The organism is Rheinheimera sp. B2H12, from assembly GCF_059620065.1.
In genome coordinates this window covers 4,294,463-4,311,911 of sequence record NZ_CM184363.1, presented here as the reverse complement: position 1 = coordinate 4,311,911, position 17,449 = coordinate 4,294,463, and the positions used below count along the sequence as shown (strand labels likewise).

At 52.9% G+C, this 17,449-nt stretch carries 9 protein-coding genes; 6 read left to right on the top strand and 3 right to left on the bottom strand.

The window, feature by feature from the left end; translation table 11 throughout:
* From AC53GJ_RS18395 to AC53GJ_RS18370, 6 genes are all read left to right on the top strand, one after another.
* Positions 1-696 carry a SapC family protein gene (locus tag AC53GJ_RS18395; protein WP_496729848.1) on the top strand — a complete coding sequence of 232 codons (696 nt, stop codon included), beginning with the start codon at positions 1-3 and terminating at the stop codon, positions 694-696.
* Positions 693-2,258, top strand: coding sequence for a tryptophan halogenase family protein (locus AC53GJ_RS18390; protein ID WP_496729847.1), 1,566 nt, complete (start codon positions 693-695; stop codon positions 2,256-2,258). Before AC53GJ_RS18395 ends, AC53GJ_RS18390 begins: the two co-directional genes overlap by 4 nt.
* Positions 2,259-2,945: 687 nt before the next feature.
* Positions 2,946-3,890: a glycosyltransferase gene (locus AC53GJ_RS18385; protein ID WP_496729846.1), complete on the top strand. Its 945-nt coding sequence runs from the start codon at positions 2,946-2,948 to the stop codon at positions 3,888-3,890.
* 54 nt (positions 3,891-3,944) lie between these two features.
* Positions 3,945-11,537 carry an SDR family NAD(P)-dependent oxidoreductase gene (locus AC53GJ_RS18380; RefSeq protein ID WP_496729845.1) on the top strand — a complete coding sequence of 2,531 codons (7,593 nt, stop codon included), beginning with the start codon at positions 3,945-3,947 and terminating at the stop codon, positions 11,535-11,537.
* Positions 11,534-13,204 carry a hypothetical protein gene (locus AC53GJ_RS18375; protein ID WP_496729844.1) on the top strand — a complete coding sequence of 557 codons (1,671 nt, stop codon included), beginning with the start codon at positions 11,534-11,536 and terminating at the stop codon, positions 13,202-13,204. The genes AC53GJ_RS18380 and AC53GJ_RS18375 overlap by 4 nt, the downstream gene beginning before the upstream one ends.
* Complete coding sequence (locus AC53GJ_RS18370; RefSeq protein WP_496729843.1) at positions 13,197-14,615, top strand: hypothetical protein; 1,419 nt, start codon at positions 13,197-13,199, stop codon at positions 14,613-14,615. The genes AC53GJ_RS18375 and AC53GJ_RS18370 overlap by 8 nt, the downstream gene beginning before the upstream one ends.
* 120 nt (positions 14,616-14,735) lie before the next feature.
* Here AC53GJ_RS18370 and AC53GJ_RS18365 read toward each other — a convergent pair whose 3' ends face one another.
* From AC53GJ_RS18365 to AC53GJ_RS18355, 3 genes are read right to left on the bottom strand one after another with little or no spacing between them, the layout of a single operon-like run.
* Positions 14,736-15,422, bottom strand: coding sequence for an acyltransferase (locus tag AC53GJ_RS18365; RefSeq protein ID WP_496729842.1), 687 nt, complete (start codon positions 15,420-15,422; stop codon positions 14,736-14,738).
* The gene (locus tag AC53GJ_RS18360) at positions 15,406-16,194 is read right to left on the bottom strand and encodes a thioesterase II family protein (protein ID WP_496729841.1); all 789 of its coding nucleotides are present in this window, start codon (positions 16,192-16,194) and stop codon (positions 15,406-15,408) included. The genes AC53GJ_RS18365 and AC53GJ_RS18360 overlap by 17 nt, the downstream gene beginning before the upstream one ends.
* Positions 16,181-17,449, bottom strand: a complete 1,269-nt coding sequence (locus AC53GJ_RS18355) for an MFS transporter (protein WP_496729840.1) — start codon at positions 17,447-17,449, stop codon at positions 16,181-16,183. The genes AC53GJ_RS18360 and AC53GJ_RS18355 overlap by 14 nt, the downstream gene beginning before the upstream one ends.

The window sequence follows — 17,449 nt, the reverse complement described above, 5'->3', positions numbered from 1 at the left end:
ATGGCAGCTCTGGTATTTTTAGATGCAACTTTGCATCAGCAGTTAAAACATCAGCATCAGGCCCGGTATCAGGTCAATCAGCAACGACACTGTTTGCCGGTGGTGCTCAGTGAGTTTGTTGCTGCCGGTGCCAGTCTGCCGCTGGTGTTTATCAAAGATGCTGATACGGGGGTGTTCCGCAGTTGTGTGCTGACCGGGTTAACGCCGGGGCAGAATTTATGCACCGATGGCGACAACTGGTTTGATTATGAGCCTAAAGTGATGTGGCATCAGCCGTTATTGGCGGTCGCGCAGCGCAAAGGCGGTTATGCCATTGCGGTGGAACAACCACATCCGCAACTGAGTGAGAGCATCGGCCTGCCGTTGTTTTCGCAACAGCAAGCCAGCCCTTATCTGCAGCAACTGAGTCAGTTGGCGATCGAATGGCAGGCCGAACTGGAACCAACACAGGCTTTTATTGCAACGCTGCTGAAATTGTCCTTGCTACAGTCACAGACCCTGACGGTGCAGGGACCGGCTGGTGCTTTTGATGTGACTGGCTGCTACCTGATCAATGGTCAGCAACTGGCCCGTTTGTCAGATGCTGATTTTTTGTGGCTGCGTCAACAGGGATATTTGCCAGCAATCTATGCTGCACTGGCATCATTAAGTCGGGTTGATGTACTGATTGCCAGATTACAGACGCAGGTTGCATGATGACTATTTCGCAAACGATTGAACAGGTTGTTATTGTCGGTGGCGGTACTGCCGGCTGGTTGACGGCAGCCTTACTGGCGAAAAAACTGAATTCAGTGGCCGCTGATGCAGTGCAGGTGACGCTGGTGGAGTCACCGGATATCCCGATCATTGGTGTCGGTGAAGGCACCTGGCCAACCATGCGGACCACTTTGCAAACCATTGGCATTGATGAAGCCGAGTTTATCCGCCAATGTGATGCCACCTTTAAACAAGGGGCCGAGTTTGTCAATTGGTATGATGATCCGGCCGTTGTTGGCCGGCACAGTTATTTTCATCCGCTCAGTGCGGTGTTTCATTCCGCTTATAACTTTAACCTGGCACCTTACTGGTTACAGGGTCTGTCCGACTTGCCTTATGATCTGGCAGTGGCCAGCCAGAGCCGAATTTGTCAGTTAGGGCTGGCGCCGAAAAAAATCACCACGCCAGCGTACGAAGCATTGCAAAATTATTCGTATCATCTGAATGCTGGCAAATTTGCTGATTTTTTACGTCAGCACTGTGTCAGTAAGCTGGGGGTGCGTTTTGTCAGTGCCAATGTCAGTGCTGTGAAGCAATCTGCTGACGGGGCTATTGCCAGTGTACAGACCGACAGTGCCGGCGAAATTGTCGGTGATTTATTTATTGATTGTTCCGGTTCCCGCGCCTTGTTGCTGGGACAAACGCTGCAGGTTGGCTGGAAATCAGTGCATGATGTGATCCTGAATGATACGGCGCTGGCGATGCAAGTGCCTTATCCGGATCCTGACAGCCCTATTGCCAGTCATACCATTGCCACCGCCCATGCAGCCGGCTGGACCTGGGATATCGGTTTGCAACAACGGCGGGGTGTTGGTTATGTCTTTTCCAGCCAGCACAGCAGTCTGGATCAGGCGGAACAATGTTTACGCGATTATATTGGTCCGGCAGCTGCACAACTGGAAGCCCGCAAAATACCGTTAAATCTAGGCTATCGCACTGAGTTCTGGCGGCATAATTGTGTGGCTGTCGGCATGTCGGCCGCTTTTATTGAACCGCTGGAAGCGTCCGCTATTTTTTTGATTGAAGCTGCTGCCAATATGATTGCTGAGCAGTTCCCACGCTATAAAACTGATTTACCTTACGTCGCCCGTCAGTTTAATCAGACGTTCCGGCTGCGCTGGGACAAAAGTATTGATTTTATTAAGTTACATTACTGTATCAGTCAGCGTCGCGACACTGCATACTGGCGGGATAATTGTGATCCACGGACGATCCCAACTTCATTACAGGATAAATTGCAACATTGGCGGCATCATCTGCCCACCCGTTATGACTTTGACTATGCTTTTGAGCCTTTTGTGCTGGATAGTTATTTGTTTGTGTTATACGGCTTAAAATTTAACACTGATGTGTCTGCTAATCGCAGTGCTTTTGTTGAGCAAGTCAAGGCCAGGCAATTATTTCAGCAAGTAGCCCAGACCACCCAGCTGATGAGTCAACAATTACCGCAGCACCGTGCTTTGATTAATAAAATCCGCCAGTTTGGCTTAGCGACTATCTGATGAAGTAACCCTGTTTTCATGCGACGTCAATAGGGTTATTGTTTTATTCCTTATTCCTTATTCCTTATTCCTTATTCCTTATTCCTTATTCCTTATTTCTTATTTCTCATGCCTTAATTATTGTTTTGGTGTCATGCAGGCCAGATTCATTTTCTGGCGTCGTGATTGTTTTTTTATTGTATGTTTTCTCGAGCCTGCTGCTCTCTTTGGTGTTTTCGCTGTGGTTGATGGGGAGGCATAGCCTGAGGCATGGTTTGGTCATGCCATTAAAGTATAATTATTGTTGGTTTTTATGTGGTCAGTTACTGTTATTGTGGTTGAGGCTTAGATTAAATTAAGTCATATTTATCAGTTGTTTTATCATTTTTTAAAGCCAGTCTTGTTGCGGCTATCATTGTTTCTTTATTAGGGGGCGCTAATTGTGTGGCTATCTGTTGGCTTTTTTTACATGCTAGATGCAGCCTGGGTTTTATATGGTTGACTTCGTTTTTTGTGTTGGGTATTGTTCGTTTTGTTTTTGCTTGTTGAATAGTGTTTTATCATATCACTCCTGCCTTATTCTGCTATTTTTGCTCATATCAAATTTATATCATTTTTTTAAGATGACTATGTAAGGTTTTTATCACCTTTTATTTCATAGCATTGATTCAGATCATACTGAATTTATGTTTATAAAAAGGAAAAAACATGCTGCATCTTGATGATGGGAGCCTTGATGAGATCAAAGATAAAATCTTCGATGGGGTCTTCGATGGAATCTTCGATGGGATCTCCGTGGTCGTGCCAACTTACAATTATCGTGATAACTTGCGACGAACCTTAGATTCACTTTGCCAGCAACAGTTTGCCGCCAACCGGTTTGAAGTCATAGTGGCAGACGACGGTTCCACTGATGGAACCGAGCAACTGGTCGCCAGTTATCAGCAATTACTCAATATTCGTTATATTTATCAGGAAGATGCTGGCTTCAGAGTAAGTAAAGCCCGCAATCTGGGGGCTAGCCTGGCTCGTTTTCATTTATTGCTGTTTTTTGATGCCGGCATGATCGCCGCCCCCGATATGCTGAACCAGCATTATCAGCGCCATCAGCAGCATGCTGATTTGGCGCTGATTGGTTTGTCTTATGGCGTCAATGAATTCAGTCTGGATTACCCTGAGTTGTTGTTACAGCTGGTGGATGCTTTCAGTCTGACTGACTTATTTCAGCAATTACCGCGTTATCCGGCGCTCGCTGATTGCCGGTATGACTATCTGCAGTCACTGCAGTTTGAATTGGCGGCGCTTCGCTATCCCTGGGTTGTGTTCTGGACTGGCCATGTTTCTTGCCGGACCAGAGTATTTCGTCAACTGGGTGGCTTTGACGAATGGTTTCAAAGTTGGGGCGGCGAAGATGTTGAGTTTGGCATTCGGCTGTTTCAGCACGGCAGCCGGTTTGAACTGTTGCCGGAGCAATGGTCGCTGCATTACCCGCATTTTAAAGATCCCGCTAAAAAACAACAGGATGCCAGAGGCAATATTGAATATATCTGCCAAAAACACGCCGATCCCGGGGTTGCATTACTGCGTCAGCATAGCTGGCTCGAGATTGCCCGCTTGTTAGCCACGCAGCCAGCAGAACTTCAATGCAGCTGATATCCGTGTTTTCCGGCGCCAGTGCGCCAGTTTTGCTTTTCCTACAGGTGTAACATGACAACAGCACGACACAACGATATAGCCATCATTGCCATGGCCTGCCGCTATCCGGGCGAGAACCAGACGCCTGAACAGTTTTATCAGTTTTTACTGGCGCAGGGTGATGGCATTAGCGATATACCTGCCGACCGCTGGGATAAAGCCGCCTATTTTGATGCCGATAAAAACCGTGACGGTAAGATGTATGTCAACAGAGGCGGTTTTTTAACAAATATTGCTCAGTTTGATCCGGTTTTTTTTGGCATCTCACCCAAAGAAGCCCCGCATATTGATCCCCAGCACCGCTGGTTACTGGAACTGAATTATGAGTTACTGCAAAACGCCGGCCTGAGTGCTCAGCAGTTGCGTGGTTCGGACACCGCAGTATTTATTGGCCAGTTTATGCATGACTATGAACAGCTGCAACTGGACTCCGCCGCCAAAACACTGATGACATCTCACTCCGCCACCGGACCGTCGATGACTCTGACGGCAAACCGTTTATCCTACTGTTTTGACTGGCATGGCCCCAGTGTCACATTGGATACTGCCTGCTCATCATCGTTAGTGGCGCTTGATCTGGCTGTGAAGGCACTCCAATCCGGCGATTGCCAGATGGCAGTAGCTGGTGGGGTGAATATTCTGCTGAGGCCTGAACTGACCATGGCGATTTGCAAGGCATCCATGCTATCGCCGGACGGGCGCTGTAAATCTTTTGATGCCAGCGCCAATGGTTATGTCCGCAGCGAGGGCGTGGGATTATTACTGCTGAAGGATCTGGCGCAGGCCAGAGCGGATGGCGATCCAGTACTGGCTGTGATCAAAGCTACGGGCGTGAATCAGGACGGTCAGACCAATGGGATCACAGTACCAAATGGCAGCGCTCAACAGCGATTGGTGCGGCAGTCATTACAGCGTGCTGGTTTAACAGCAGCACAAATTCAGTATGTAGAAGCGCATGGCACTGGCACTGCGGTCGGCGATCCAATTGAAGTGAATGCGCTGGCCGCAGTTTTTGGCGGTCGCGAGTTGCCAGAGCAGCAATGTGTGATCGGCTCGGTGAAAAGCAACATCGGTCATACCGAAGCAGCGGCTGGAGTGGCCGGTGTGATCAAAACCGTGATGGCGATGCGCGCTGGTCTGATCCCGGCCAATTTGCATCTACAGCAGGTGAACCCGGCAATTGCTCTAGAGTTGTTAAAAGTCCGGCTGGCGCAACAACAGATGCCTTGGCCGGATCAGCCTGGTGAACCGCGCCGGGCGCTGGTCAATTCATTTGGTTTTGGCGGTACCAACGCAAATGTGGTGCTAGAGCAGGCGTTGGATGTGGCCGTGACACAGGTTGGCCATACAGAACTGACTAGGCCTTTGTTATGCCTGAGCAGTCAGAGTCGGCAAGGCCTGAAACAACAAGCCGGCCGTATGGCGGATTATCTGCTGGCAGTGGCGCCGGATGACAAGGCTTATCTGGATATTTGTTACAGCAGCTTGAAGCTGCGTGAACATTTCCGCTATCGGCTCTGTGTCAGCGCGACCGCGGCCACTGCCGCTGCTGTCCTGGCTGATGTGGCGGCAGGTACCGCCAATACCGCTGTGCAGCTTGGTGAAAGTACAACCCGTTACCCATCCGCTTGTTGGGTTTTTTCCGGGATGGGCACTACCTGGCCCGGCATGGGGCGCGATTTATACCAGCACAACGCCGTGTTTCGCCAGACGTTGCAGCGAATTGATCAGGCGCTGCAGCAATACAGCGGCTGGTCATTACTGGATACATTGTTACAGCAAGACGATGCCGAACTGATCCATCGCACTGATCGGGCGCAGCCAGCTATTTTTGCGATCCAGGCGGCACTGGCGGCAACTTTACAAGCCTGGGGGCTGCAGCCAGGATGTATTGTCGGTCACAGTGCAGGTGAGGTGGCGGCAGCTTATGTGGCTGGAGCCTTAAGTTTTGATGATGCGATCCGGGTGATTTATCACCGTAGTCAATTGCAATACAGCACCGAAGGAAGCGGCAGAATGCTCGCGGTTGGCTTGTCCTTAGCAGAACTCGAACCGTATCTGGCACCCTACCAGCAACTGGTGGCCATCGCAGCAGTCAACAGTGCAGAGGCGATTACGCTCTCAGGGGATGCATCTGCCCTGGCGACTATTGCGGGACAACTGGAGCAGCAAGGCTTATTTGCCCGTTTTTTGAATGTCGCAGTGCCTTATCACAGCCCGTTAATGGATCCACTGAAACAGCCACTTTGGCAGGCATTGCAGGGGATTCAGGTACAAGAGCCACAGATCCCGCTGTATTCTACCGTGACCGGCGCGCTCAGCACGACTGCTGAGTGGGGGGCAGAGTATTGGCCTGACAATGTCAGAGAACCGGTATTATTTCAACAGGCGATCCAGCAGATTGAGCAGGATGGCTGGCAGTGCTTTATTGAGGTTGCCCCACATAGTGTACTGGCCAGTTCCATCCAGAAAAATGTCACGGCACCGACGTTGATCTGCAGTACGTTAAAGCGGGATCAGGATGGTGCAGCACTGCTGCAGCAATTACTGGTGCAACTTTATCTGGGCGGTGCTGAATTACCTGCCGCAGCTTTATATCCAGCTGCCAAGGCCATCTATTCTTTACCTAATTATGCCTGGCAGCAACAAAGTTACTGGCATGAAGCGCCAGCAGTGCAACAGGCGCGTTTGTATAATTTGCAATCCGGCTCTGCTGCCGGGAAGCCACAGCACCCACTGCTGGGAGCCAGTGTTGCTGGCAGCCAGATTTTATGGCAACAGCAATTAAGTCCGGTCGAACCTGCCTATCTGGCCGATCATCAGGTGGAAGGACAAGTGGTTTATCCGGGGGCTGCTTATGTCGAAACGGCGCTGGCGCTGGCGCGGCATCAGCTTGGCTATACGCAGATTGCGCTGACGCAGGTTGAGTTTTTCCGGGCATTGTTTTTACCGGCGGCGCAGCAATGCCAGTTTGAAACCCGGTTGGACGCGGACAGCGGCAGTTATCAGATCTGGAGCCAGTTACCAGAACAACCATGGCAGTTATTCAGTGCCGGGCGCTTACAGTCTGGCAGCGGTGATGCGCCAGCGGTGATGGCACTGGCTGCTTTGCAAGCCCGGCTGCAGCGACACTGGCAGGCCGAAGAGTTTTATCAGCATTGTCAGCGGCTTGGATTAGATTATCAACAGAGTTTTCAGGGGGTCCATCAGGCCTGGTCCGATGGTGGTGATGCGCTGGCTGAGATACGTTTACCGGTGCAGCAGGCTGCGACCGGGTACTTATTGCATCCGATAGCACTCGATAGTGCCTTTCAAACCTTGTTCTGTACCATTGAAGCTGGTTATTTGCCGGTTGCGATCGGCCAGTTGAATTTTTATCAGTCACCCGGTGCACATTTTTATGCTTATCTCCATACCCGTTTTGCCGATGCACAGCAGATCCATGGTGATTTATATTTGCTGGATCCGGCCGGTGGGGTGCTGGTTGAGTTATTGGGTGTTGAGCTGAAGGCCAGTCGCACTGAGCTGCCGCAAGCATCATCAGCCTGGTCAGATTTGTATCAGTTCTGTTGGCAACGCAGTCACTGGCAGCCAGCTGTCAGCGGCAGCAGTCAGATATTATTGTGCAGTGCTGAACCGGCTTTACTGGCTGCTGCGCTGGCAGCACTGCCGGATTGCCAGATTGAGCTGTTACCCTGGTCAGTGTTACTGCAGGCGGATAGCTTGCTGGCCAGGTTGCAGCAGCATGCCAATTGCCGACTAGTGGTGCAGTTGCCGGCCACTGTACTGCATGCTGAGCTCTCTGCCGCAGCGGTGCAGCAGCAGTGCATGGACCTGTTGCTGCCATTATTAACGCTGGCGCAACAGAGTGCGGTACTGGACCAGCGGTTACAGTGTCTGGTACTGACCACGGCGGCGGCCAGTTTATGGCCGGAACTGGTGGATAGTTCATCTGATCCGGTGCAGGCGGCCGTTTGGGGTTTTACCAGGGTCTGGCAGACAGAACAAGCGGGTCATCAACTGGCGCTGCTTGATCTGCCTGCCCAGCCAACAGCGGCAGACTGGCAACTGGCTGCGGCACTCTGTCAGCAGGGGGCGCCAGAACAGGAATTGGCGATTCGGCAAGGCCAGCTATACCAACAGCGTTATCAGGCGCTGACCTCTGCCGAATTGTTGCGACAGCAGGAAAGAAGCTGGCAGCAGACGGAACCTGGTCATTATCAGTTGCAGCCAGCACAAAGTCAGGCTGGACAGTTATTGCAACTGCAATCTCAGCCGTTAGCTGAGCATAGTTTCCGACTGGAAAAAACCGTGCTGGCAAGCCAGCACTTCCGGCAATTTTGTCGGGCAGAGCAAAGGCTATTACCGCAGCTGGCGCAGGGAGTCGATGCCACAGGCGCTGGAGTACTGCTGGCATGCCAGAATGTACTGGCAAGCTGGCAGCCGGCAACGTCCTGTCAGCAGTGGTCAATTCCGGCTACGCTGATACAACAGCCGTTATTACTGCCCAGCCTGACGGCTTATCTGCTGGCTGACGATCTGCTGCGACACAAGTTGCAACTGGCACCCGGTCAAACTTTATTGATCCATCAGTTGCAGGATGAAGTCGGTCTGGCGTTATTGCTGCTGGCCAGAAGCCGCCAGATCCATCTGCTGGTGCAGTGTCAGTCGGTTGACTGGCGGGCGCACTGTCAGTCGCTGGATTTACCGCTGATGACAGCCAGTGCTGTTTTTCAACTGCGACAGCAGCTACAAAGCAGCGGGACGCTGCCGGATGCGATAGTCAGTCAGGGGCAAGCCACTGAGCTGGCGTTGCTGCTGCCCTTGCTGGCACCGCTCAGTCCGTTAGTGCTGCTTGATACTCAGGCTGATAGCGCAACATTACAGCAGGCTGCTCTGGCCCAGTTATCACTGCATAACGTCAGCAGTGCAGCGGTGCTGTCACGGGCTATTACTCAGTGCGGGCAGACCTTGCCCGAGCTGCTGCAACTGTTGGCCAGTGGCGACTTGCCGTTGTTACCGGCGCAGGCTTGCCCGCCGCTCGATTCAATCTTGCACAATCCCGGCAGTAGCCGCCATCCGTTGCTGCAACTGGAATTGCCGCTGCTCAGTCAGGTGCAACTGCCATCGCAACCGCTGGTGCGATCAGATCGCAGTTATTTAATCAGCGGTGGTCTGGGCGGTCTGGGTCTGGCGATGCTGGACTGGTTATTAGCACAAGGTGCCACCGAGCTGGTACTCACCAGTCGGCGGCCACCAGCGCCGGCCCTGGTTCAACGTTTTGCCAGTCTGGCCAGTGCGGGGATCCGGGTGCATTGTTTCCAGGGTGATATCGCAGATGCCACCACAGTTGCCGCCTTGTTCGAGCAACTGAACGCTGATTTTAAACCGCTGGCAGGTATTTTTCATGCCGCCGGGGTGCTGTCAGACGGTACGTTACAACAGCAGGATACAGCGAAATTTGCCACAGTGCTGGCAGCCAAAGTGCAGGGCAGTTGGTTATTGCATCAGCATAGCCTGGCACTGCCACTAGATTTTATGGTGTGTTTCTCTTCGATTGCTGCTGTGGTGGGCTGGGCCGGTCAGGCCAATTATGCTGCGGCAAACAGTTTTATGGATCAACTGATGCAAATGCGCCGAGTTCAGGGCTTACCCGGACTTAGCATCAACTGGGGTCCATGGGCTGAAGCCGGGATGGCGGCGGAATTGACGCTGCAGGATCAGCGCCGGATGGAAAAAGCAGGCATGACCGCAATGAACAATGCAGATTCGGTGCGGCTGATGCAATTGCTGTTGCAATATCAGATCAGTCAGGCTGGCATTTTCAGGCTGGATTGGCGGGCCTTGCCGCAAGTTTATGGCAGTCAACAGGTTCGGACTTTATTCAGCGCATTAGTGCCAGAGCAGCAAGCCAGCAACGACAGTTGTTTCCTCAGTCTTTATCAGCAAGCCAGCACAGTCCAGCGGCACAGCATACTCACAGTTCAGGTCGGGTCTGTGCTGGCAGAAGTACTGGGACTGGCCAGCGATGAAACGCCGGATGCAAGCCGCAGCATGTTTGAGTTTGGGCTGAACTCGCTGATGGCGCTTGATTTTAAAAACAAATTGCAACAACTGACCGGATTGAAATTACCGGCCACGCTGGTGATGAAATATCCGACAATTCACCTGCTAACGGCTTATCTGGCAGAGCAACTGGCGCAGGCTGTGGCAGCGCCTGTCGCTCCGCCTGCCGGTGTATTGTACTGGTCGCCGGCTGAACCTTGGGTCCATCTGGACTCGCACTGGAGCGGTGAGATCGGTCTGACAGCAACTGTTGCCAATATGATCAGGCAGGGTCAGTCCAGTCATTTTAATATTGCCGGCTTGTTACAGATCGACGCGGCCCACTTTGATTGGCAAGTGCTGACTGACAGTCTGCAGATGTTATGGTGCCGACATGATGGTTGTCGCGTTCGACTGTCTGGAGCTCCGGACTGGCAACAACAAATTGCGCCAATGCCAGCGCTGTTTAGTCCTGATTATCACGATTTCAGCCAGTTGACAGCAGCAGATGCGAGGCAGGCACTACGGCAAGTCTGTCAGACGTTGCAACAAAGTTTCAGTTTCAGCTTAGAACAACCGTTGTACCGGCTGGCCTGTTTCAAACTGGCTGAGTCCGAGCCTTATCGTTTATTCATCTGTTTTCATCACTTTATTGCAGATGGTCGGGCGCTGGCGGTGTTACTGGAAGATTTTGAACGGATTTACCGGTTGCGTTTCCAGCAAGCGGAGGTGGTGTTACCGCATCAAAGTTACCGCTTGCAGGACTGGCATCAGCGGATCGCGCATTTTGTGGCTAATGAATTACCGGCCCAACTGCCGTACTGGCGGCGGCAACTGCAGTTGGCGGCCGAATTTGTGTTGCCACCTACAGTGCAGCGCAATGCTCAGCGGACTGCCAGCGATTTAACCGCAGAGGTGATGTGGCTGACTGAACCGCTGGTGCAGCAACTGCAAAAGTTCTGTCAGCGTCATCAGGTCGAGATGACAGACCTTGGCTGTTATGCGCTGGGGCAGGCGCTGTCGCCGCTCAGCCACAGTCACTGCCTGTGGGTTGATCTGGTGTTACATGGTCGGCATCAGCTGTTTCCTGAAGTGGAAATCCCCGACCTGTTTGGCCAGATCTCTGAGTACGGTTCAGTTTACCTGCATTGGGATGGCAAAGCCTTGGCCAGTGCTGCGGTGCAGTCTTGTGCTGCATTGCGCCGGGCTGCGCCAAACGCTGGAATTGGTTTAAAAGCTTTACATTATCTGGCGGGCGATCACGCCGGATTTGACAGTAGCAGACAACCCAAAGTGCTGATCAATTTTGATTTGGCTAATTATCAGGGCCGGGCGGAAAACTGGTGGCAACTGGCGGCGGAAGATTGTGGCGACAGCGCCACACTGGTAGTGGAACAGGAACACAGTTACAGCCTGCACCTGAAAGCCATGGCGGTAGGTGCTGAGATCCGGCTGAGTTTGTCGTATTGGCGCGACGAATATGATCAGGCCAGGGTGCAGCAAATATTACAACAACTACAGCAGCAGTTGCTGCGAGCGGCAGCAGAAGGAACAATATGATGACAAACAAAACCTTAGTAGCCATAGCCCTGAGTCTGGGCTGGTCAACGGTTGCCTTACCAGGGCAAGCGGCCATGGTGCAACACCAGGTCATGGTGCAACAACCGGCAGACGCGATTGAGCTGGCCGCGTTTCGGGCCGAATTGCGGGATTTATTGCGGCAATACCCTATCACGGCAGAGCCTGCGCGGCAGAGCAGCCGGCTGGCGTTATCGCGCCAGACTGAGATGGCAACACCACCATGGCCAGGGGCGCGCAACGCCGCGGCTGAATTACCGGCGGCAGCCTCAGCGGCACCTGTGCCGCTGGTGGAGGCGGCTGAATTACCGGCGGCAGCCTCAGCGGCACCTGTGCCGCTGGTGGAGGCGGCTGTGTTAACCCGGTATCTGGATGAGCCGGACAATCTTGCGCTGGCGCAGTATCTGGCGGTGTTCCACCTGCATCAGGCCATGGGCACGCAGCAGCGTCAGCCTGTCGCCGCGTTGTGGCACAGTATTCTGGCACAGTATTTTTTTAGCCGTTCTGCAGTGCTGGATTTGGAACCGTCCTGGGCACAACATGGCCTGAGTCTGGCTGCACCGATCAGCGAGCGTCTGCTGCAATCGGTGCGGCCCGCGTTTAGCAGTGCCGGGGCTGCCCATCAGCAGTTTTTGCAGGCTTTTACCGAAAATGTCAGTGCCAGACCACAAGCGTTAGCGGCTTTGTTGCATGCCGTCATCCAGGCACCGGATAATACCTTATCCAACGCCTATCTGACCGCCGTCAATTTATGGGCTGGCGGTGAAGCGGCGGCGGCGGATCCAGCCATTTTATACCACTTTGTCCTGGCCAGTTATTTCTCCAGCCGGACAGTGCGGATGGCCGAACAAATGGAATTGGCCTGGCTTGCTCATCCTGCAGACAACGCCAGATTCCGGCTGGCACCGATTCTGGGAGGCTGGACAGTACCGGCCCGGCTTTGGCTGGCCAGTCTGCATCAGGATCAACAGGCTAAAACCTTATTGAATGAGGAACATCGGGCCTGGTTAGCGCACAATGCGCCATTTCATAGCGCCAGCGTCAGTCTGATGTTATTTAACGAACCGGCCTTGTATGGCGAAGCGCTCGCTGCCTGGGAAAGCGGCATCTGGTCCTGTGCCGATGTCAGCGCCAACCGTGCTTGCGGTGATAGTCCATATTTCTCGTTTAATATGGTCAGTTACTGGCTCAGTGGCGTGGATTTTTATCTAAAAGCAGGGCAGACCGAACGTGCCAGAGGCATGCTACAGGCCCGTTATGCGCCATTTTTCCAGTTTGAACACTGGACTCTGGGTCAGCAGGCCTGGTTATTGCGCGAACAACAACTGGAACAACTGGCGGCGCAGTATCAAAACAATGATCCGGGTGACGATCCAACCAATTTCCTGTTAAACCGTCATCGCTGGGGGCCGGACACCATCAATTGCCAGTCTTGCCATCAACAGCAACAACGCTACTGGACTGTCGCAGAAAAAAACGTGCTGACATTACCTTCCGAGCAAGTGGCGACCATCGGTCACTGGCCAAAAATGACCACGAGCTGGACCGCCACTGTGTTCATGCCAGCGGCAACCGCCGCTGAATTTTGTCAATCAAGTCTGGTATCAGAGCGCAGTTGCCAGCAAGCTGAGGTGAAACAAGATGAATAAAATAACGATGTTCCCGGCCTGTCTGCTGTTATTGCTGACGTGCAGCCGACTACCGGCTGCCAGTGTGGCAACCTCAGATTTTGCCATACCGCCGGCCGTTGCGGCGCAGCTGACAGAGCAATCTGCGCCGGCGGCTGAACTGGCGATGTTGCGACTGTATTTACAACAACCCGGCGTCGCTGCTATTGCGCAATATCTGGCGGTATATCATTTACATCAGGCACTTGGTTTGCCGCGACAGCAAGCGGGGGCAGCGCTGCGACACAGTATATTATCGCAGTATTTTTTCCGGCGCTTGTTGCAGGACGGGGACAATGCCTGGGCAGCTCATGGTTTGCAACTGGCGATAGCTGTCAGTACACCGTTGTTGCGCAGTAAAAAAGCGCAACATGCGATGGCAGGGGCTGTGCATCAGGCGTTTATTCAGACTTTTAATCTGCAGCCTGAGTTGCGTGCTGATGTCAGCGCTCAGTTATTGCAGGCGGTGGTGGATGATCCAGATAACGTGCTGACCAGCACTTATCTGCTGGCATTGTCGATCTGGCGTGGCGGTGAAGCTGCCGTGGATGATCCGCTGGTGCTGAATCATTTTATTCTGGCCAGTCATTTTGGTGTGCGTGCCTTGCAGCAGGCGAAAAGCATGGAACAAGCCTGGCAGCAAGACCCGGTTGCAGCCAGTCGTTTCCGGCTGGCTCCAATCCTGGGCGGGTTGGCAATTCCGGCTCGGCTGTGGCTGGCGCAATTACACCAGCAGCAGGATGTCGTCAATGCGCTGCATCAGGAGCATCGGGAATGGCTGGCGCATAATGCCCCTTTCCACAGTATTACGCTTGGGCTGGTGCTGTTTAATGATCAGCAATTGTTCAGTGAAGGACTGGCCGCCTGGCAATCCGGGGTGAATGGTTGTATGGATATTCGTGCCAATCGTGCCTGTGGCGATGGGCCTTATTTTTCCTTTAATATGGCCAGCTTCTGGTTAAGTGGGGTCGATTTTCAGTTAAAAGCTGGCCGACCAGAGCAGGCGCAACAAATGTTGTATGGCAAATACGCGCCAATTTTTCACTTTGAGCAATGGACCTTGGGCCAACAGGCCTGGCAGCAACGTGAAACTGAACTGGCCGAGCGCGTGGCACTTTATCAGAACGATGATCCGACGGATGATCCAACCAATTTTCTGCTGCAAAAACGGCAGTGGGGACCGGATACCATCACCTGCCAGGCTTGTCATCAGCGGCAGCAACGTAGTTGGACCACTGAAGAAATAAATACCGTGACACAGCCGACTGAAGCAGTCGCAACCATAGGGCGCTGGCCAGCCATCCGTACCAGTTGGTTTGGTACCTTGAACGTACCACAGGAACAAGTGTGTCAGAGCTTGGCGATCAGTGCGGCGCAATGTGTCAGTCAATAATCAATGCGACTGGCGACCCGATGGAATAAAACGATGAATGCAGCATTTCGCTGGCACTGTATGAGTGTTCAATCCAGTGCCATGGCTGCTGCAAAGGTGCCGTCCACCCCGGACTGGCAGTCATCTGTCCACGTCGTTTTTATCCAGGTGGCGGCGAAACACCGCCGGATTGCCAGCGTACAGGGTATAAGGCGGTACATCGCAACTGACAACACTGCCAGCCCCTATCACAGCGCCGTCGCCGATACTGACCCCTTTGAGAATAATACAACCGTAACCAATCCAGACATGATGACCGATAGTGACCGGCTTGACGATAAGCTCGGCAACTTCAGTGTTGCTGTTGCGTTGGTATAAACTGTGGCCATCACAATCCATAATCACCACCTGAGGTCCAAATAAGGCGTAATCGCCAATCTGGACGGATTGATAGGCCACAATCGCAGTGCCCTGCAGACAGCAGTTATCACCAATCTGGATCTGGCCGGCAGGTAAACCAGGCCTTTTAATCAGGGTCAGTTTGACCACATCATTCGGGAAGGCTGCGGCAGAACTGGAATCCAGATAGGCATTTTGGCCGAAACGGATCCGTTCACGAAAGGCAGATATTTTCAGTGCTTGCTGTGGTTCTAACTGCGCATCATTGTCATAAATTTCTGTATAAACCACGCGCGGACAACCCAGTAATTGTGGTGGTCCGGCAAAGTGGACGCCTTGCTGGCTTAGTTGGGACAGTGGCTCTGCCAGCGCTGACTGCTGTGGACTTGGTTCTGGCTGAGTCAGCACAAAATTAATAAATCTGGGCATGTAATTCTCCGGTACCACGACGCATTTGCCGCAAGCTTGGCAGCAGCAGTGCGGCAACCTCTTCCGGGTGAGTGTCGATAAAAAAGTGACCGCGCTGCGGCAGCACCTGTTGATTAAATTCAGTAAAATACATTTCCCAACCCTGACTTTGCTCGGCGGAAACCGCCGGATCCCGTTCTGCGGACAGGGCGAGGCCTCGAACGGGCAACGGGGCCCGGATGGTTGGCTGATAGTCGTCGACCATGCAAAAGTCGGCCCTTAATGCCGGTAACACTTGGCTGAGCAGTTCAGGATCGTCGAACCAGCCCTTGGTACCATCCCCGAGTTTTGCCAGATGCCGGATAAATTCTGCATCCGATAATTCACTATAGCGCTCGGTCAGCGTGGTTAAATGGGGGGCTCGGGCGGCCGCAGCCACCATCAATTGCGGTAAGGGTAAACCTGCGTTTTGCAGACAATGCAGGAATTCATAACCCATTCTGGCACCAAAACTATGGCCGTAGAACAAGGTCGGCAGTGGCGTTAAGCGCTGATATTGTGCGAGTAACAGCTGCATGATCGGTGTCAGTTGCCGAAAAGCAGGTTCTGCCTGCCGTTCAGCACGACCCGGCAAATCCAGTACCACGACTTCCAGCCAATGGGGAACTAACGCCGCGAACCGGATAAAACTGCTGCGATTGCCCCCGGCGTAAGGAAAGCAGATGCAACGTAATTGCGGTTGTGTCGTTCGGCCTGACACTGTGGTCAGTAATACCGGCTCAGGGTGTGACATGGATTTTCCCCATCTGACGAATGGTTGGTGTCAGCAGGCCTGTAATGCAAATCAGTATCACCAGACTGCCGCAGATCTGTGTCAGCGTTGACAAGGGCCATATACTGGCCAGGCTCCCGGTATACAAGGACGCCAGCGGGACCAGACCGTGGATGGCAAACATCACCAGCCCTAACACGGTACCTATTTGATTAAACGGGATATGCAGCTGAAACCAGGTGGTGCCAGCGACCATGACAAAACCGGCTGTAATGCCAATCAGCAGTAATAAGGCGCCACTCAGGATGGCAGAATGACTATAACCGAGCAGGCAAAAACTGATGGCGGCGGCTAAATCCAGCAGCAGAATATAGAGTCCAAGTTTGGGCATAGTTGGTTTCAGTTGTAGCACCAGCAAAGCACCGGTTAAAGTCCCCAACCCCTGGCAGCCATACAGCAGAGCCATGCCCTGAGCATCCAGTGCCAGCTGGATTTTTGCCAGCAGCGGGATTAACGTGAGCAGTGGACCATAGAGCAATAATGACAGCAGTAACAAGTAAGATAAGATCACTCTTAAATTCGGATGCTGCCAGCAATACGCCAGGCTTTGTTGTAATTGCCGCCACAGACCGGCACGGCTAGCTGGCGTCTGATGCTGTGGTAAATAGTGAGCGGTGTGCCAGGCAAAACAGAGGCTCAGTGCGACCAGTGCTGCATCGGCAGCAAAAGCGAGTGTCAGATATTGCCAGGGTTGTGAGTCGCCGGGGGAGCTGAATTGACTGGCAAACCAGCCTATCAAAGCACCAATCAGCACCGGCCCTGCCGCCTGCGCGACAAAGCCAGTTGCCATCATGCTGGCATTTGCGCTTAATAACTGCCCGGTCGGTACCAGCGCCGGTAAAATAGACTGACTTGCCGGAATGCCGAGGGCAGAGCAACATCCCACGGACAACGCAAACAGACATATCAGTGGCAGTGACGCCAGTCCCAGCCATAACGCAGCCGCAAACAGTAACATCAAGAGCACAAAAGCTGCCCGGCTATACAGGATCAGTCGTGCTGGTCCGTACCTGTCCGTCAGAGCACCGCCTAACAACAGCAACAGACTGTGCGGGATACCATAACAAGCCATCACCAGCGCTAAACTGAAAGCATTGTTGTGCTGACTGCTCAACACCAGCCAGGGTAAGGCAATTAAGGTAAAATAACTGCCGATTTGCGCCAGTAAAGTGCCAAGCCAGTGCGACATCAGCGCCGGTTGCTGCAACATAGTCAT

Bases quoted from the DNA above. Each gene is read 5' to 3' on its own strand.
- AC53GJ_RS18355 (WP_496729840.1), bottom strand. From the start codon at position 17,449: ATGACTATGTTGCAGCAACCGGCGCTGATGTCGCACTGGCTTGGCACT.
- AC53GJ_RS18395 (WP_496729848.1), top strand. From the start codon at position 1: ATGGCAGCTCTGGTATTTTTAGATGCAACTTTGCATCAGCAGTTAAAA.
- AC53GJ_RS18360 (WP_496729841.1), bottom strand. From the start codon at position 16,194: ATGTCACACCCTGAGCCGGTATTACTGACCACAGTGTCAGGCCGAACG.
- AC53GJ_RS18390 (WP_496729847.1), top strand. From the start codon at position 693: ATGATGACTATTTCGCAAACGATTGAACAGGTTGTTATTGTCGGTGGC.
- AC53GJ_RS18370 (WP_496729843.1), top strand. From the start codon at position 13,197: ATGAATAAAATAACGATGTTCCCGGCCTGTCTGCTGTTATTGCTGACG.
- AC53GJ_RS18365 (WP_496729842.1), bottom strand. From the start codon at position 15,422: ATGCCCAGATTTATTAATTTTGTGCTGACTCAGCCAGAACCAAGTCCA.
- AC53GJ_RS18385 (WP_496729846.1), top strand. From the start codon at position 2,946: ATGCTGCATCTTGATGATGGGAGCCTTGATGAGATCAAAGATAAAATC.
- AC53GJ_RS18375 (WP_496729844.1), top strand. From the start codon at position 11,534: ATGATGACAAACAAAACCTTAGTAGCCATAGCCCTGAGTCTGGGCTGG.
- AC53GJ_RS18380 (WP_496729845.1), top strand. From the start codon at position 3,945: ATGACAACAGCACGACACAACGATATAGCCATCATTGCCATGGCCTGC.